Origin of the sequence: Aegicerativicinus sediminis (genome assembly GCF_015476115.1) — a bacterium.
In the GTDB taxonomy this organism is placed as follows: domain Bacteria; phylum Bacteroidota; class Bacteroidia; order Flavobacteriales; family Flavobacteriaceae; genus Aegicerativicinus; species Aegicerativicinus sediminis.
This window is the reverse complement of sequence record NZ_CP064295.1, coordinates 555,093-571,814: the sequence shown is the minus strand read 5'-3', so window position 1 is coordinate 571,814 and position 16,722 is coordinate 555,093. Positions and strand designations below refer to the sequence as shown.

The following is a 16,722-nucleotide window of genomic DNA, read 5'->3' as shown; positions in this document are numbered from 1 at the left end:
TATGGAACGAAATAACCTTTATCCAATTTTCTTAAAGCTTCGCGAGTTAAATATCCTAATCGTGGGTGGTGGAAATGTTGCAGAAGAAAAACTTCATTTTCTTCTGAAGTCTAGTCCAGATGCACAAGTTAGTCTAGTTGCACCTATGTTCAGAACATCCACACTTAAACTGGCAAAGTCGGTAAATGCACAGATCATTTATGGAGAATACCGCGATTATATGTTGTTAGATAAACATATCGTTATAGCTACAACAGATAAAAAGGATGTAAATGAGCAAGTCTACAAAGACTGTAAGGAGCGAAATATTTTGGTGAATGTTGCTGACAATCCACCCTTTTGTGATTTTTATATGGGGGGAATCGTTACCAAGGGAAATGTGAAAATGGCTATTTCCACCAATGGCAAATCACCAACGGCTGCTAAAAGATTAAGACAATTTTTTGAAGAGTCCTTGCCCGATTCATTGGATGAATTGGTTACAAACCTAAATACTTACCGATATACCCTAGCAAATGATTTTGAGCATCGCGTAGAACAATTAAATAAAGTCACCAAATCTTTGATTACAAATAAAGAAATTAAATATGATTAGAACGGATATACTTATAATAGGAGCTGGACCTACTGGATTATTCACTGTTTTTGAAGCAGGTTTATTAAAAATGAAATGCCATTTAATTGACGCACTGCCGCAGCCTGGTGGTCAATGTGCTGAAATTTATCCTAAGAAACCAATTTATGATATACCAGGATTTCCCGAGGTTCTTGCTGGTGATCTAGTAAAAAACCTTTTGGAGCAAGGAAAACAGTTCGAACCTGGATTTACTCTTGGAGAACGTGCTGAAACTATTGAAAAATTAGAAGATGGTTCTTTCATTGTAACCACGAATAAAGGTACTAAACATAATGCCCCGGTTGTTGCAATTGCTGGTGGTTTGGGTTCGTTTGAACCTAGAAAACCTTTAATTGAAGGTATAGAGCGATTTGAAGATAAAGGCATTTCATATATAATCAAAGATCCACAAGTTTTTAGAAACAAGCGAGTGGTGATTTCTGGAGGAGGTGATTCTGCTTTAGATTGGAGTATTTTCTTATCTAAAATTGCATCTGAAGTCACCTTAATCCATAGAAGAAATGAATTCAGGGGAGCACTTGATTCTGTTGAAAAGGTTAAGGAACTGAAGCTTCTTGGAAAAATAAATTTGATTACTCCTGCAGAGGTAACTGATGTTCATGGAAAAGATCATTTAGAGGCGTTAACGGTTGCTTCTGATGGACAAGAATTTCAGCTAGAAGCCGACCATTTTATTCCTTTATTCGGACTTTCACCTAAACTTGGGCCAATTGGAGATTGGGGACTAGAAATTGAAAAGAATGCTATAAAGGTCGATACCTTGGATTACCAAACAAACATTCCAGGAATTTTTGCCATAGGTGATGTAAATACGTATGAAGGAAAACTAAAATTGATTTTATGTGGGTTCCATGAAGCAACTTTAATGTGTCAATCTGCCTATAAAATCATTAATCCAGGCAAAAGGTATGTGCTTAAATATACTACCGTTAGTGGTATAGATGGGTTTGATGGATCTAGAAAAGAGGCGCCAAAAGCCGTTGTTCAAGCAATTTAAAGATTATTTAACGTTGTCCCTTCTATATATTGGGGTTCTAATTCGCTTTTTTAACTTAGTTTAGAAGGCCTATTAGAACCTTTTTTACAATGAGTTTCAATATACGTATAAAAGATTCCGTCAATCAGTTCACCAAACGCATGTTTTATGTGTTGTTCGATGAAGATAGATCGGAAGAATTAATGTCGCTAAATGAGTTATTCCAAACAATTTCGCACTCATTAGAAATTCCTAACGGGGTAGATGTTTGGGAGGACTTTTGCCATCAGATTCCAGAAATTCGAAATCAAATTGATTTGGATGCAAAGGCTATTGAAAGACACGATCCTGCCTCGAAAAGTGTAAGGGAGGTTTATCTTTCATACCCCGGGTTTTATGCCATTGCTATTTATCGACTTAGTAATTCCCTTTTAAAATTAGGAGTACCTATTGTTCCTAGAATGATGAGTGAATATGTGCATGGAAAGACGGGTATTGATATTCACCCTGGGGCGACCATAGGAAAATCATTTTTTATAGACCATGGTACAGGTATTGTCATTGGAGAAACATCGATTATTAAAGACAATGTGAAAATTTATCAGGGTGTCACCTTGGGAGGTATACAAGTAAAAAAAGAATTAGCTGCAACAAAGCGTCACCCAACAATAGAGGATAATGTAACAATTTATGCCAATGCCACAATATTAGGTGGTGAGATAGTAATAGGGGCTGATAGCATTATTGGAGCCAACGTTTGGATTACTAGATCAGTTCCGCCAAATTCATTGGTTACCTATAAAACAGAGATTAATATTACCCAGAGAAAAGGTGATAAGTAAAAATATTTTAGACACTATAGGTAATACACCCTTAATAGAATCTCGGAATTTATTTTCGAAGGAAAATGTTCGTCTGTTATTAAAAATGGAGGGGCATAATCCAGGAGGTAGTGTTAAAGATCGGCCAGCATTTAATATGATTAAAGCCGCGTTAGAGAGAGGAGATATTAGAAAAGGAGACCATTTAGTTGAAGCGACCAGTGGAAATACCGGAATTGCCCTAGCATTAATTGCCAATTGCATGGGTTTGAAAATGTCTTTGATTATGCCAGAAAATTCTACTGAAGAGCGTGTGAAAACTATGCGAGCTTATGGTGCTGAGGTAATTTTAACCTCAGCTGATGATGGTATAGAAGGTAGTCGTGATTTGGCTTTTAAACTTCGAGATGAATCTGGGTATACCTTATTAAACCAATTTGGTAATGACGATAATTGGCAGGCGCACTACAAAACAACTGGTCCCGAAATTTGGAGAGATACTGAAGGAGCCGTAACCCATTTTGTTTCTGCTATGGGTACCACAGGTACAATTATGGGTGTTTCAACTTATTTGAAAGAACAGAATAGAAATATTCAAGTGGTAGGAGCGCAACCAAAGGATGGTTCTAGTATTCCCGGAATTAGAAAGTGGCCTAAAGAATATGTCCCGACTATTTTCAATCCATATAAAGTTGACAAGGTTATAGAGGTCTCAGAAAAAGAGGCTGCAGCTATGAGTGTTCGATTGGCAAAAGAAGAAGGTGTTTTTGCTGGAATGAGCAGTGGTGGGTCGGTTGCATCTGCTTTAAAATTAATAGAGACAATAGAAGAAGGGATAGTTGTTGCAATTATTTGTGATAGGGGAGACCGCTACCTGTCTTCTTCTCTTTTTGGATAAATTAATATTTTACTGAGGTGGTTTTGCAAATTATTGTTTTCTTTGCACAACCAAAGTTCAAACACAAACTGTATGTTATCATGAAAGGCTGAGGGAATAGACCCGTTGAAGCCTTAGCAACCCTTTAGTTGTTAAAGAAGGTGCTAAATTCTACTGACCTCGGTTAGAAAGATAACTTGAGAAATCTTTCCTCTCTTTCTTGATGACATATGTAATAAATTAAAGGTATGTCAACCATTACAGAAGCTTTGAAACAAAGAATATTGGTGTTAGATGGCGCTATGGGTACCATGTTACAGCGATATAAGTTTACTGAAGCAGATTTTCGTGGCCAACGGTTTAAGGATTTTCAATATCCATTAAAGGGTAATAATGATTTATTGTCTTTAACTCAGCCTAAGGCTATTCAAGATGTACACGAAAAATACCTGGAAGCTGGTGCAGATATCATCGAAACCAATACATTTTCTGGTACAACTATTGGAATGGCAGATTATCATATGGAGGATTTGGTATATGAATTAAATTTCGAATCGGCCAAAATTGCTAAAGCTGCAGCTTTTAAATATTCAGAATTAACTCCTGATAAACCTCGTTTTGTGGCAGGAAGTATTGGTCCAACAAACCGTACTGCAAGCATGTCTCCTGATGTTAACCGTCCCGAATATCGTGCCATTACTTTTGATGATTTAAGAGTTGCCTATAAAGAACAGGTAGAAGCTTTGATAGATGGTGGTGTGGATATTCTACTGGTTGAAACAATTTTCGATACGCTCAATGCCAAGGCTGCTTTGTTTGCCATCGATGAGGTTTGTGAAGAACGACATATTAAGGTCCCCATTATGGTATCCGGTACGATTACGGATGCTTCTGGTAGAACCTTATCCGGTCAGACGGTGGAAGCCTTTATCACCTCTATGTCTCATATTCCTTTGTTGAGTATTGGTTTTAATTGTGCATTAGGAGCTGAGCAACTTCAACCGTATTTACAGCGATTGTCTAGGAAAACAGATTTTTTTACCTCTGCACATCCTAATGCAGGTTTGCCAAATGCATTTGGTGAATATGACCAGTCGCCAAAAGAAATGCAGGAATTGGTCGAAAATTATTTAAAGGAAAATTTACTGAATATTATTGGAGGCTGTTGTGGCACCACTCCAGACCATATAAAATTGATTGCAGAAGTAGCTGCAAAATACAAACCACGACAAATAGAAGTGTTTGCTTGATTTATTGAAAGAGAATAAATGTCTGAAAAGAAGAATAAATATTTGAAACTTTCTGGTTTGGAGCCATTAGTGGTGACTCCGGAAAGTAATTTTATTAATGTAGGAGAACGTACTAATGTTACAGGCTCTAGACGCTTTTTAAGGCTTATTAAAGAGGAAAATTACTCTGAAGCTTTAGAAATAGCAAGAGACCAGGTAGAAGGCGGAGCACAAATCCTAGATGTTAATATGGATGAGGGTATGCTCGATGGAGTCTATGCCATGACTACATTTTTGAACCTGATTGCTGCGGAACCAGATATTTCCCGTATCCCGATTATGATCGATAGTTCAAAATGGGAAATTATCGAAGCGGGATTGCAAGTAATTCAAGGAAAAGGTGTGGTTAATTCCATAAGTCTAAAGGGAGGTGAAGAAGAATTTTTGCGTCAAGCTAAACTTATAAAACGTTATGGTGCAGCGGTAATTGTAATGGCTTTCGATGAGGAGGGACAAGCAGATACTTATGAACGTAGAATAGAAATTTGTAAAAGATCTTACGATTTACTTGTAAATAAAATCAATTTCCCTCCAGAAGATATCATTTTCGACCCTAACATATTTCCTGTTGCTACAGGTATGGAAGAGCATAGAAAAAATGCTCTCGATTTCTTTTTAGCTACCAAATGGATTAGGGAAAACCTTCCTTATGTAAATGTTTCGGGAGGGGTAAGCAATGTGTCTTTTTCATTTAGAGGAAACACATTAGTTAGAGAGGCAATGCACTCAGCTTTTCTTTATCATGCCATTCAACATGGTATGTCCATGGGGATTGTTAACCCAACAATGTTGGAGGTTTATGACGAAATTCCAAAGGATTTATTAGAGTTGGTAGAGGATGTGCTTTTTGACAGAAGAGAAGATGCTACTGAACGATTGTTGGATTATGCTGATAAAGTTCAGAATTCAGAAAAAAAGGAGGACAATAAAATAGCAGAATGGCGACTAGGTCCATTGCAGGATCGAATTACCCATGCCCTTGTTAAAGGTATCGATGCGTATATCGTTGAAGATGTTGAGGAAGCTAGGAAAGAATTTGATCGACCGATTGAAGTTATAGAGGGGCCTTTGATGATTGGGATGAATGTTGTGGGAGATCTTTTCGGGAGTGGAAAAATGTTTTTGCCACAGGTTGTTAAGTCGGCACGAGTAATGAAAAAAGCAGTTGCACATTTACAACCTTATATCGAAGCGGAAAAGGACGACAAACAAAAGTCGAATGGGAAAATCTTAATGGCTACAGTTAAGGGTGATGTGCACGATATTGGTAAAAATATTGTGAGTGTGGTACTTGGGTGTAACAACTATGAAATCGTTGACTTAGGTGTAATGGTACCTCCTGAAAGAATTTTGGAGGTAGCCAAAAAGGAAAATGTAGATGTGATTGGTTTAAGTGGATTGATAACACCTTCTTTAGATGAAATGGTCTACGTTTCTGAACAGATGGAAAAGGAGAATATTAATATTCCTTTATTGATTGGTGGAGCCACTACATCTAGGGCACATACTGCAGTAAAGATTGCTCCTAATTATAGTCATTCCGTTGTACATGTAAATGATGCCTCTCGTGCAGTTACGGTTGTGGGGAACTTACTTCAACAAAACAGTAAGGTTTATAAAGAGCAAATTCGCCAAGAATATGAAGCGTTTAGGGATCAATTTCTTAAACGTGGAAAGGAAAAGGAATATATTAGTTTAGAGGAGGCAAGGGCGAATAAATTTAAAATAGATTGGGATAAAACTGAAATTATTAGACCGAATTTCCTTGGAACAAAAATCCTTAAGAATCAAGATTTGGTTGATCTTATTGATTATATTGATTGGTCGCCCTTTTTCAGAAGTTGGGACCTCCATGGTAAGTATCCAGAAATATTAACTGATGAAGTTGTTGGTCAACATGCTACTGAATTGTATAATGATGCCAAGGAATTGCTTGAAAAAGTTTTAGATGAAAAATTATTGACGGCAAAGGCGGTTTTCGGTTTGTACCTGGCTAATACAGCTGAGAACCATGATGATATAGTTTTAGGAGATGGTACAACATTTTTAACCCTTCGTCAACAATTAAAAAAACGTGAAGGAGTGCCGAATTTTGCTTTGGCAGATTTTATTGCTCCAAAATCTTCAGGAAAACAAGATTATATGGGGGCTTTTTGTGTAAGTTCCGGATTCGGTACTGAGCAATTAGCCAAAGATTTTGAAGCCAAGCACGACGATTATAATTCTATAATGATAAAAGCTATTGCAGATCGTTTGGCAGAAGCATTTGCGGAATATTTGCACGAAAAGGTTCGTAAAGATTTTTGGGGTTATGCTGCCGGAGAAAATCTAGACAATAACGCACTTATTAAAGAAAATTACCAAGGTATAAGACCTGCACCTGGTTATCCTGCTTGCCCAGACCATTTAGAAAAGAAAACTATTTGGGATTTGCTAAAGGTGGAGGAATCAATAGGAGTAGAACTTACCGAAAGTTTGGCCATGTGGCCTGCTGCTAGTGTGAGTGGTTATTATTTTGGGAATCCTGAAAGTAAATATTTTGGTTTAGGGAAAATTACCGAGGATCAATTACAGGATTATGCCAATCGGAGGGCAATTTCAATTGAAGAAGCAAAAAAATGGCTAAACCCTAATTTGGCCGATAAATAAAACAATAAAATTTTAAAGATATACTGCTAAGGACATATAATGAAGGTTACTGATCACATAAAAAAATCCAAAGGGAAAACCTTGTTTTCCTTCGAAATTATCCCGCCAAAAAAGGGTAAGAATATTCAGGAATTATATGATAACATAGATCCACTAATGGAGTTTAAGCCGCCTTTTATTGATGTTACAACTTCTCGAGAGGAGTATGTGTATATTGAGAAAGATGGACTTTTAGATCGTAAAATTACCCGTATGCGTCCAGGTACAGTTGGTATTTGTGCAGCTATTAAGCATAAATATGATGTGGATACGGTTCCACATGTGCTTTGTGGAGGGTTTACAAAAGAAGAAACGGAATATCTTTTAGTGGATTGTCATTATTTAGGATTAGATAATGTTATGGCCCTAAGAGGGGATGCCATGTCTCATCAAAAATATTTCCAACCCACTAAAGGTGGGCATTCGTACGCTAGCGATCTAGTGGAACAAATAAAAAACCTCAATACTGGAAAATTTTTGCATGAGGTGATGGAGGTGGACACAAAGCCTAATTTTTGTATTGGTGTTGCCGGTTATCCCGAAAAACATATTGAAGCCCCATCTCTAAAGACTGACCTTAAAAGATTAAAAGAAAAGGTGGATGCGGGAGCTGACTATATTGTTACCCAAATGTTTTTTAATAATGCAGATTATTTTGCTTTTGTAGATAAAGTAAAAGAAATAGGAATAGATGTTCCAATTATTCCTGGAATTAAACCAATTGCAACTAAACAACATTTACAGTTGTTGCCACAAGTGTTCAAAATAGACTTGCCAGAAGAGCTTATTTCTGAAGTGGAAAAATGCAAGAACAATGCCGAGGTAAGGCAAGTAGGAGTGGAATGGTGTATAGAGCAATCCAAAGAGCTATTGAAAGCTGGGGCTCCGGTTTTGCATTATTATTCAATGGGAAAAAGTGACAACATTAAAAAAATAGCTGAGGCAATTTTTTAATATTAGGTTATTTTTGGGGAAGAATTGCTTCCATGAAATTTGTTTTAACCTGCTTTATCTTAATCGCTGTTTCTTCTTGTTTAGCACAAAATGCCATACGCTCCAATAGTATTGATGTCTATGGTTATTATGGAAGTATTTTGGAGCACGATTCGGATGTTGGACATTTAATTACAGGACATCCTACTGGTTTTAGTTTATCCTATAATAAAAAGACATTCGGAGAAAAAGAGTGGCATTCCCGATTTGGATACCCAGACTATGGTCTCACGTTCATTTATCAAGATATGAAAAATGAATTTTTGGGAGATAATTATGGGCTGCTAGCCCATATGAACTTCTATTTTTTTCGACGCCATTTAATGCTGAAAATCGCCCAGGGTATTGCATATAATACAAATCCATTTGATAGGGTTTCCAATTTTCAAAATAATGTTTATGGTTCTCGATTATTAAGTAATACTAATCTTCTTTTAAATTATAAACAACGAATTTATAAAGGTTTAGGTCTGCAATTTGGAACTGGTTTAATCCATTATTCCAATGCTAATATTAAAGCCCCTAATACTTCAACAAATACAATTATTATCAATGCTGGTTTTAGTTATGATTTTAATTATCAAAACGATTGGCAATATATTAAGGCGGAAGAAGCCAAGGATTATAAAGAGACCTTGCATTATAATTTGGTTTTGAGGGGAGGAATTAACGAAAGTGATGTTGTGGGGATGGGGCAATTTCCGATTTTTGTTGGTTCATTTTATGTGGATAAGAGGCTTGGAAGATTTTCTGGTTTACAGTTTGGAGTGGACGCTTTCATTTCTAAATTTCTGAAAGAATTTATTTATTATAAATCCGTTGCCTTTCCTAATGATGACATTAAGGGTGATGAAGATTATAAACGAGCTGGCATTTTTTTAGGGCATGAATTATACGTTAATAAACTCTCACTATTAACTCAGGTTGGGTATTATGTTTACTATCCTTTTGATTTTGAGGGAAGGATTTATAATAGAATTGGATTGAAATATTATTTGAGTAATAGGTTGTTTGCTGCATTAACTTTAAAATCACATGGGGCTAGGGCAGAATGTTTAGAGTTCGGAATGGGTGTACGTTTATGAAAAAGGAATTATTAATCTTAATGCTAATTATCTTTTCATGCGATTCTGAAAATAGCCCAGATTGCTTTCAAACCACGGGAGATTTGGTTACTAAAGAAATCATAGTGCCATCTTTTGATAAAATTACTGTTTTTGAAAGGGTTCAATTGATAGTGAAAAAGGGTCCCCGACAGACGGTAATTGTTGAATCTGGCAAAAATTTGATACCAGAAATTAGTGCTAAGGTAGAAAATGGGAGATTAACCATCGAGGATAAAAACTCCTGTAATATTCTACGCGATTATAATAATACAAAGGTTTTTATAACCTCTCCTAATTTGGTGGAAATTAGAAATAGTTCAACACAAGATATTATTAGCGACGGGGTTTTGGAATATCCAAATTTAAGTCTACAATCCGAAGATTTCAATGATCCTACGGTAACCCATAACAGTGCAAACTTTAAAATTCAATTTAAGGGAGAATCGTTAAATGTTACTGTAAACAATATTTCGCACTGTTTTATATCTGGGGAAGTGAATAATTTGAATGTCTTTTTTGCTGCCGGAAATGCCCGATTTGAAGGTGCAGGACTTATTGCTCAAAATATTGATGTTTTTCAACGTAGTAGCAACGATTTAATACTTCATCCTGTTCAATCCATCAAAGGAGAAATTAGAGGTACAGGAGACATAATACTTGTAAATCGTCCATCCGAAATAGATGTGCAATCCTATTATACAGGTGAACTAAAAATCCTTGATTAGTTAGCCGTTAATTCGTGGAAAAGACTTTCTAGATTTTTGTTTTTCTGGTTGAGTTTAAGAATTCTTAGGCCGTTATCATGAGCAAAATCAAATATTATAGGGCGCATATCTTTTTGTACAGAAAAAGTGATGTCATACACAAAGTCATATACGTTTTGTACAGAGGCAACATGTTTAATTTCGCTAATTAACTCTTCCTCAACGCGATAATCAAATTCAACCTCAATAATCTGTTGCTGGCTGCCCTTTAAATCTTGCAGCGATTGGTCGGCTACAATTTTCCCTTTGTTAATTATAATAACACGTTTACACATCGCTTCCACTTCCTGCATAATATGCGTGGAGAGGAAAATTGTTTTATTGGAACCGACAGATTTAATAAGATTTCGAATATCCACTAGCTGATTGGGATCTAAGCCTGTAGTTGGTTCATCTAATATTAAAACGTCAGGGTCGTGAAGCAGAGCAGTAGCCAAGCCTACTCTTTGACGGTAACCTTTAGATAATTGACCTATTTTTTTGTGACTTTCAGGGGTGAGCCCTGTTAATTCAATAACTTTAGAAATTCGGTCCTTTGAAACGCCATGAATATCTGCATTGAAGGCTAAATATTCCTTTACATACATATCTAAATGTAAAGGGTTGTGTTCCGGTAAATATCCAATTGATTTTTGAACCTTACGCTGGTCCGTCTCAACATTAACGTCATTTACATAAGCGAGTCCTTCAGTTGGCTCTAAGTAGGTCGTTAGAATTTTCATCATCGTGGATTTTCCAGCGCCATTTGGCCCCAAGAAACCAACAATTTCACCTTTATCAATTTCAAATGTAACGTCATCAAGCGCCTTTTGGCTACCATAAATCTTACTTAGGTGTTCAACCTTTATAGACATAAGAATTCAATTTGTTCAAAAATAGAGATTATTTAATTCTAATGTGTTTAAAATGGTAATTCTCTAATCTTTTAAAAAATTCAGCAAAAAATAATTAGTATAGTTTTGTAAAATGGAAATAATAATTACTTTAGCCGCGAATTGAAAAAATGACAACACAGAACTTTACATATTACTGGTTTTATTTCTTTTTTGGTAAAAGGAACGAGACCTTATATGTTTAAGTTTTAAAAGCATAAATGAATAATTAGGTCTCGATGAAATATCGGGACTTTTTTTTATGATAAAATCGGTATCCATACAAGGTGTAAAAGGTTCCTTCCATCACATAGTGGCGGAGGCCTATTTTGGACAACAAGTCGAAGTTGTTGAGTGTTTGTCGTTTGACGAAACTGTAGGTAAGATTCTTTCAAGAGACTGCGATGCTGCTATTATGGCCATTGAAAATTCCATTGCCGGCTCCATTTTGCCAAATTATGCTTTAATAGACCAGAATAAGTTGCATATTATAGGTGAGCATTATCTAGATATACAACATCACCTAATGGCTTTGCCAGGGCAATCTATTGAGGATATTAAGGAAGTTGTATCACATCCTATGGCGCTTCTTCAATGTAAGCAATTCTTTAAAAGCTATCCGCATATCAGACTGGTTGAAGATAAGGACACTGCTGAGGTAGCACATCGAATTAATGAAAGGCAAATAAAAGGAATAGCAGCCATTGCGAGCAAATTGGCAGCTGAGATGTTTGGTCTAAAGATATTGGCTGAAAGCATCCAAACCATTAGCCATAACGAAACAAGATTTGTAATTGTAAAAACTGCCAATTCAGTGTTGCCTGAAGAAGAGATAAATAAGGCCTCCTTAAGGTTTTCCTTGGAGCATAAACGCGGAAGTTTAGCCTCAATTTTGAACGTAATGAGCGATTGCAGATTGAATTTAACCAAAATACAGTCTATGCCCAAGATTGAAACGCCTTGGAAATATGCCTTCTTTGTGGATGTTACATTTGATAATTATAAAGATTATTCCAAGGCACGCTCCATTATGGAAATAATGGCTGAGGATTTTAAAGTATTGGGAGAATATAAAAACGCACACTAATGATAGAACCTGCTACCAGATTACAGACCGTACAGGAATATTACTTTTCGCGGAAGCTTAAGGAAGTTGCTCTTTTAAAAGAAGCAGGTAAACCTATCATTAATTTAGGCATTGGTAGTCCGGACCTTGAACCGCCTCAAAAAGCATTGGATGGTTTGGTGGGATCTCTGCAATTAGCAGAAGCAAACAAATACCAAAGTTACATTGGACTTCCTGAGTTAAGGGAGGCTATGGCAAAATTTTATAATGATCATTACCAAGTTGGCCTAAGTCCAAAGACTGAAATTTTACCATTAATGGGAAGCAAGGAAGGGATTATGCATATTTCGCTTGCGTTTCTTAACCCTGGGGATGAGGTTTTAATACCCAATCCAGGGTACCCTACCTATTCTTCTGTTACAAATCTTGTTGGTGCAATTCCGAAGTTTTATGATTTGACTGAAGAAAATAATTGGCAGCCGAATTTGATGGATTTGGAAAATTCAGATTTGAGCAAGGTAAAGCTTATGTGGATTAACTACCCGCATATGCCAACGGGGGCTGTGGCCTCCAACAAGAATTTTGAAGACATAATTGCCTTCGCCAAACGTCACAATATCTTGGTGGTGAATGACAATCCGTATTCATTTATTTTAAATGATTACCCTCGAAGTATCCTAAAATACCCTGGGGCAAAGGAGGTTTGTTTAGAATTGAATTCCATAAGTAAAACCTTTAATATGGCTGGTTGGCGTGTTGGTATGGTTGCTGGTAATGCCGATTATATAAGTCATGTTTTGAAGGTGAAGAGCAATATGGATTCAGGTATGTTTTATGGAATTCAAAAAGGAGCGGTTGAAGCCTTGAAAAGTTCCAAGTTATGGTTTGTAAGTTTAAATAGTGTTTACGAACAGCGAAGAAACTTAGTTTGGAAAATGGCAGATGCTCTTAATTGCAAATATGATAAAAATGCTGTTGGCTTGTTTGTGTGGGCAAAATTGCCACAGGGAATCGATTCAGATTCTTTTATAGATAACATATTGAAGGAGAAAAATATTTTCATTACACCTGGACATATTTTTGGAAGTAATGGGGAGGGGTATATAAGGTTTTCACTTTGTGGAGGAACTGAAGATTTAGAAGAAGCTTTAGCACGATTGAGATGAAAAATGTTTGCATTATAGGTACGGGGTTAATAGGCGGAAGTTTTGCTTTAGGCATTAAGAAGCTTTACCCTAACTGCAAAATTATTGGTATCGATAGTAATCCCGATCATGCCCAAATGGCTGTTGAGATTAATTTGGTAGATGAAGCGGGTTCTTATGAAGCCATTAAGGATGCTGATTTGGTAGTTGTGGCAATTCCAGTAGATGCAACCGTGAATGAGTTGCCAAAAGTCTTGGACGCGGTATCTGATGATGGTTTGGTAATTGACGTTGGCTCTACTAAATATGACATTTGTAAAATTGTTGAAGATCATCCGAAAAGGCGTAATTTTTTGGCTGCCCATCCTATTGCAGGTACAGAATTTTCTGGTCCAAGAGCTGCAATACCAACCTTATTTGAAGGCAAGACCAATATTATTTGTGAAGTAGAAAAGACCGCGTTCAAATTACAAGAGCGAGCCCTAAAATTGTTCAATGAAATGGGTATGCGAATACGATACATGCATCCAGCACCTCATGATAAACATATCGCCTTTGTTTCCCATCTATCCCATATAAGTTCTTTTATGCTAGGTAAAACAGTGATAGATGAAGAGAAAAACGAAAAAGATATTTTCGATATGGCAGGCAGTGGATTTGCAAGTACAGTAAGGTTGGCTAAAAGTTCTCCAGAAATGTGGACTCCTATCTTCAAACAAAATAGAGAAAACATTATAGGAACCTTGGACGCTTACATTAAAAACTTACAGCATTTTATGGATTTAATGGAGAGTGATAAATATGAGGATGTCTACCTTGAAATGAAAAACACTAATAGAATTAAAGATATATTAAACGGAATTACATAATACTTTAGAAATGGAAAACAAGAAAGAAATGAGGTCTTGGTTAGACAATTTTGGGTTAGATCACCCATTAGTAATTGCTGGACCTTGCAGTGCTGAGACTGAAGATCAAGTTTTAAAGATTGCACATCAATTGAAAGATACCGATGCCTCTGTTTTAAGAGCAGGCATTTGGAAACCTAGAACTCGACCAGGAAATTTTGAGGGGGTTGGCGCCTTAGGATTAAAGTGGCTTCAAAAAGCAAAACAAGAAACTGGTATGCTAACAACAACAGAAGTTGCAAATGCAAACCATGTTGATTTGGCCCTAGAGCATGATGTTGATATTTTATGGATTGGTGCGAGAACTACTGTAAGTCCGTTTATTGTTCAGGAAATTGCTGATGCTTTAAAAGGTACCGACAAAATTGTATTGATAAAAAACCCGGTGAATCCAGATTTATCATTGTGGTTGGGTGCTGTTGAAAGAATTTATGCGGCAGATATTAAAAATGTTGGGGTTATACATAGAGGTTTCTCAACTTATGAGAAAACGAGGTATAGAAACAATCCAGAATGGCAGTTGGCCATTGATCTTCAAAATAAAATGCCTGATTTGCCATTAATCTTAGATCCATCGCATATAGCAGGAAGAAGAGACATTATTTTCGATCTATGTCAAACAGCTTTGGACCTAAATTATGATGGATTGATGGTTGAAACTCATTACGATCCTGATAATGCCTGGAGTGATGCCGCTCAACAAATTACCCCTGATACTTTAGTGGAAATTATGCGCGATCTTCGAATTAGGAAAGAGGTAGGTGAAGCAGCAGAATTTAAAAACAAAATCAATACCCTTAGAACTCAAATTGACGTAATTGACCATCAATTAATTGATATGCTGGGTAAACGTATGAAAATAGCAGATGACATTGGGGCTTTGAAAAAATCGCATAATGTTGCTGTATTACAAACAAAACGTTGGAATGAAATTCTTGGCAAAATGATTCTTCAAGGAGAAGAAAAGAATTTAAGTGAGGAATTTATTTTAAGAGTTTTTAAAGCGATACATCAGGAATCTATTAATCACCAAGAAAAAATCATCAATGCATAAATTAAAATCCCGCTCGAGCGGGATTTTATATTTAAACCTGTTTTGATTATTCCCTAAAAAATTTGTTGCAATTTTGCCAAACGAAATCGTGCTTTTTAGAAATATTTTAAACCTATAATGACAGGCAGAGTTTACAAATCAACAGGAAGTTGGTATACCGTTAAAAACACAGAGGAGGAATTTTACCAATGCAGAATAAAGGGTAAGTTTCGCATGAAGGGCATTAAAAGTACCAATCCTGTTTCGGTAGGTGATATTGTTGAGTTTGAATTGGAAACTCTGAATGATGAAACTACGGGAGTGATTACTTCAATACACGATAGAGAAAATTACATCATACGTAAATCGGTGAATCTTTCTAAGCAGGTACATATTATTGCTGCGAATATAGATCAGGTTTTCCTGTTAATTACCGTGAGTAACCCTCCTACTTTCACAAGTTTTATTGATCGATTTTTGGTAACAGCAGAAGCCTATTCTATAAAGCCAATATTGGTATTTAACAAAATAGATGCTTATACCGAAGAAGAATTAGACGAGGTTCGATATTTAGCACATATTTATAGGCAGATTGGTTATGAATGTATAGGTGTCTCGGCAATTACAGGCAAAAATGTGGATAAGATTAAGGAAATGATGATGGGTAAGGTGAGTTTGTTCGCTGGCCATTCTGGGGTTGGAAAATCTACATTAATAAATATAATTGAACCAGGTTTAGAACTAAAAACACAGGAAATTTCAGCCCAACACCTGCAAGGTCAGCACACGACTACCTTTGCTGAAATGTTCGATTTAAGTTTTGGGGCACAAATTATAGATACTCCCGGTATAAAAGGATTTGGGGTTGTAGATATGGAAAAGGAGGAAGTTGGGGATTATTTTCCAGAATTTTTCGCTTTAAAATCTGAGTGTAAATTCAATAATTGTTTGCACCTTGAAGAACCTAAATGTGCAGTAAAGGAGGCCCTGGAAAAGGATGAAATTGCATTTTCACGTTATAGGAGCTATCTTCAAATTCTTGATGGTGAAGAAGAAAATTACCGAACTGATATTTGGGATAACGAATGAAAGTTGTCATTCAAAGAGTTACTGAAGCAAAAATTACCATCGATAGCATTGAAACGAAGGAGATAGGTCCTGGATTGGTAGTTTTATTAGGGATTGTAGATGACGATGGTAAGGAAGATATAGAATGGCTTATCAATAAAATAGTTAACCTTCGCATCTTTAATGATGGGGATGGTATTATGAATAGATCTGTAACCGACATAGGTGGGGAGATTCTATTGGTAAGTCAATTTACCCTTCATGCGAGCACAAAAAAAGGACATCGTCCGAGTTATATTAAGGCTGCCAAACCAGATATTGCGGTTCCTTTATACAATCAATTTTTAGATGAGTTAAAAGCTTCATTCTCTGGAAATATTGAAACTGGTAAATTCGGAGCTGATATGCAGGTTTTTCTCATAAACGATGGACCTGTTACCATAATTATAGATTCAAAGGATAAAATTTAATTTAAAAGA

Annotated in this window: 16 protein-coding genes and 1 riboswitch; of the genes, 15 read left to right on the top strand and 1 reads right to left on the bottom strand. The window is 36.3% G+C overall.

Annotated elements, in window-relative coordinates; translation table 11 throughout:
* Position 1: 1 nt before the first annotated feature.
* The 9 genes from ISU00_RS02565 to ISU00_RS02525 all read left to right on the top strand — a co-directional run bounded on the left by ISU00_RS02565 (position 2) and on the right by ISU00_RS02525 (position 10,112).
* Entirely contained in the window at positions 2-595 is a 594-nt protein-coding gene (locus ISU00_RS02565; protein ID WP_228852473.1) for a precorrin-2 dehydrogenase/sirohydrochlorin ferrochelatase family protein, read from the top strand.
* Positions 588-1,634 carry an NAD(P)/FAD-dependent oxidoreductase gene (locus ISU00_RS02560; RefSeq protein WP_228852472.1) on the top strand — a complete coding sequence of 349 codons (1,047 nt, stop codon included), beginning with the start codon at positions 588-590 and terminating at the stop codon, positions 1,632-1,634. Before ISU00_RS02565 ends, ISU00_RS02560 begins: the two co-directional genes overlap by 8 nt.
* Positions 1,635-1,723: 89 nt before the next feature.
* Positions 1,724-2,455 carry a serine O-acetyltransferase EpsC gene (epsC, locus tag ISU00_RS02555; RefSeq protein ID WP_228852471.1) on the top strand — a complete coding sequence of 244 codons (732 nt, stop codon included), beginning with the start codon at positions 1,724-1,726 and terminating at the stop codon, positions 2,453-2,455.
* Positions 2,445-3,332 carry a cysteine synthase CysM gene (gene cysM, locus ISU00_RS02550; protein ID WP_228852470.1) on the top strand — a complete coding sequence of 296 codons (888 nt, stop codon included), beginning with the start codon at positions 2,445-2,447 and terminating at the stop codon, positions 3,330-3,332. The genes epsC and cysM overlap by 11 nt, the downstream gene beginning before the upstream one ends.
* A 72-nt stretch (positions 3,333-3,404) precedes the next feature.
* Positions 3,405-3,510, top strand: a riboswitch (SAM riboswitch).
* A gap of 49 nt (positions 3,511-3,559) precedes the next feature.
* Complete coding sequence (locus tag ISU00_RS02545; protein WP_228852469.1) at positions 3,560-4,561, top strand: homocysteine S-methyltransferase family protein; 1,002 nt, start codon at positions 3,560-3,562, stop codon at positions 4,559-4,561.
* 18 nt (positions 4,562-4,579) lie between these two features.
* Positions 4,580-7,249, top strand: coding sequence for a methionine synthase (gene metH / locus ISU00_RS02540; RefSeq protein ID WP_228852468.1), 2,670 nt, complete (start codon positions 4,580-4,582; stop codon positions 7,247-7,249).
* A 39-nt stretch (positions 7,250-7,288) separates the two neighbouring features.
* A complete protein-coding gene (metF, locus tag ISU00_RS02535) occupies positions 7,289-8,242 on the top strand; it encodes a methylenetetrahydrofolate reductase [NAD(P)H] (RefSeq protein WP_228852467.1) in 954 nt (317 codons plus the stop codon).
* A gap of 32 nt (positions 8,243-8,274) precedes the next feature.
* Entirely contained in the window at positions 8,275-9,366 is a 1,092-nt protein-coding gene (locus ISU00_RS02530) for an acyloxyacyl hydrolase (RefSeq protein ID WP_228852466.1), read from the top strand.
* 20 nt (positions 9,367-9,386) lie between these two features.
* Positions 9,387-10,112: a head GIN domain-containing protein gene (locus tag ISU00_RS02525; RefSeq protein ID WP_228852465.1), complete on the top strand. Its 726-nt coding sequence runs from the start codon at positions 9,387-9,389 to the stop codon at positions 10,110-10,112.
* Here the strand turns inward: ISU00_RS02525 and gldA are convergent.
* Positions 10,109-11,005 (bottom strand): gliding motility-associated ABC transporter ATP-binding subunit GldA, encoded by an 897-nt coding sequence (gene gldA, locus ISU00_RS02520; RefSeq protein WP_228852464.1) that lies wholly within the window; start codon positions 11,003-11,005, stop codon positions 10,109-10,111. The genes ISU00_RS02525 and gldA overlap by 4 nt on opposite strands.
* A gap of 280 nt (positions 11,006-11,285) precedes the next feature.
* Between gldA and ISU00_RS02515 the strand changes: the two genes are divergently transcribed.
* The 6 genes from ISU00_RS02515 (at position 11,286) to dtd (ending at position 16,713) form a co-directional block, all read left to right on the top strand.
* Positions 11,286-12,110, top strand: a complete 825-nt coding sequence (locus ISU00_RS02515; protein WP_228852463.1) for a prephenate dehydratase — start codon at positions 11,286-11,288, stop codon at positions 12,108-12,110.
* On the top strand, positions 12,110-13,255 hold the full coding sequence (locus ISU00_RS02510; RefSeq protein ID WP_228852462.1) for a pyridoxal phosphate-dependent aminotransferase: 1,146 nt from the start codon (positions 12,110-12,112) through the stop codon (positions 13,253-13,255). Before ISU00_RS02515 ends, ISU00_RS02510 begins: the two co-directional genes overlap by 1 nt.
* Positions 13,252-14,103 carry a prephenate dehydrogenase gene (locus ISU00_RS02505; RefSeq protein ID WP_228852461.1) on the top strand — a complete coding sequence of 284 codons (852 nt, stop codon included), beginning with the start codon at positions 13,252-13,254 and terminating at the stop codon, positions 14,101-14,103. The genes ISU00_RS02510 and ISU00_RS02505 overlap by 4 nt, the downstream gene beginning before the upstream one ends.
* Before the next feature lie 10 nt (positions 14,104-14,113).
* On the top strand, positions 14,114-15,196 hold the full coding sequence (locus tag ISU00_RS02500) for a bifunctional 3-deoxy-7-phosphoheptulonate synthase/chorismate mutase type II (RefSeq protein WP_228852460.1): 1,083 nt from the start codon (positions 14,114-14,116) through the stop codon (positions 15,194-15,196).
* Between the two features lie 117 nt (positions 15,197-15,313).
* Complete coding sequence (rsgA, locus tag ISU00_RS02495; RefSeq protein ID WP_228852459.1) at positions 15,314-16,264, top strand: ribosome small subunit-dependent GTPase A; 951 nt, start codon at positions 15,314-15,316, stop codon at positions 16,262-16,264.
* Entirely contained in the window at positions 16,261-16,713 is a 453-nt protein-coding gene (dtd, locus tag ISU00_RS02490; RefSeq protein WP_228852458.1) for a D-aminoacyl-tRNA deacylase, read from the top strand. The genes rsgA and dtd overlap by 4 nt, the downstream gene beginning before the upstream one ends.
* The last annotated feature ends 9 nt before the right edge of the window (positions 16,714-16,722 follow it).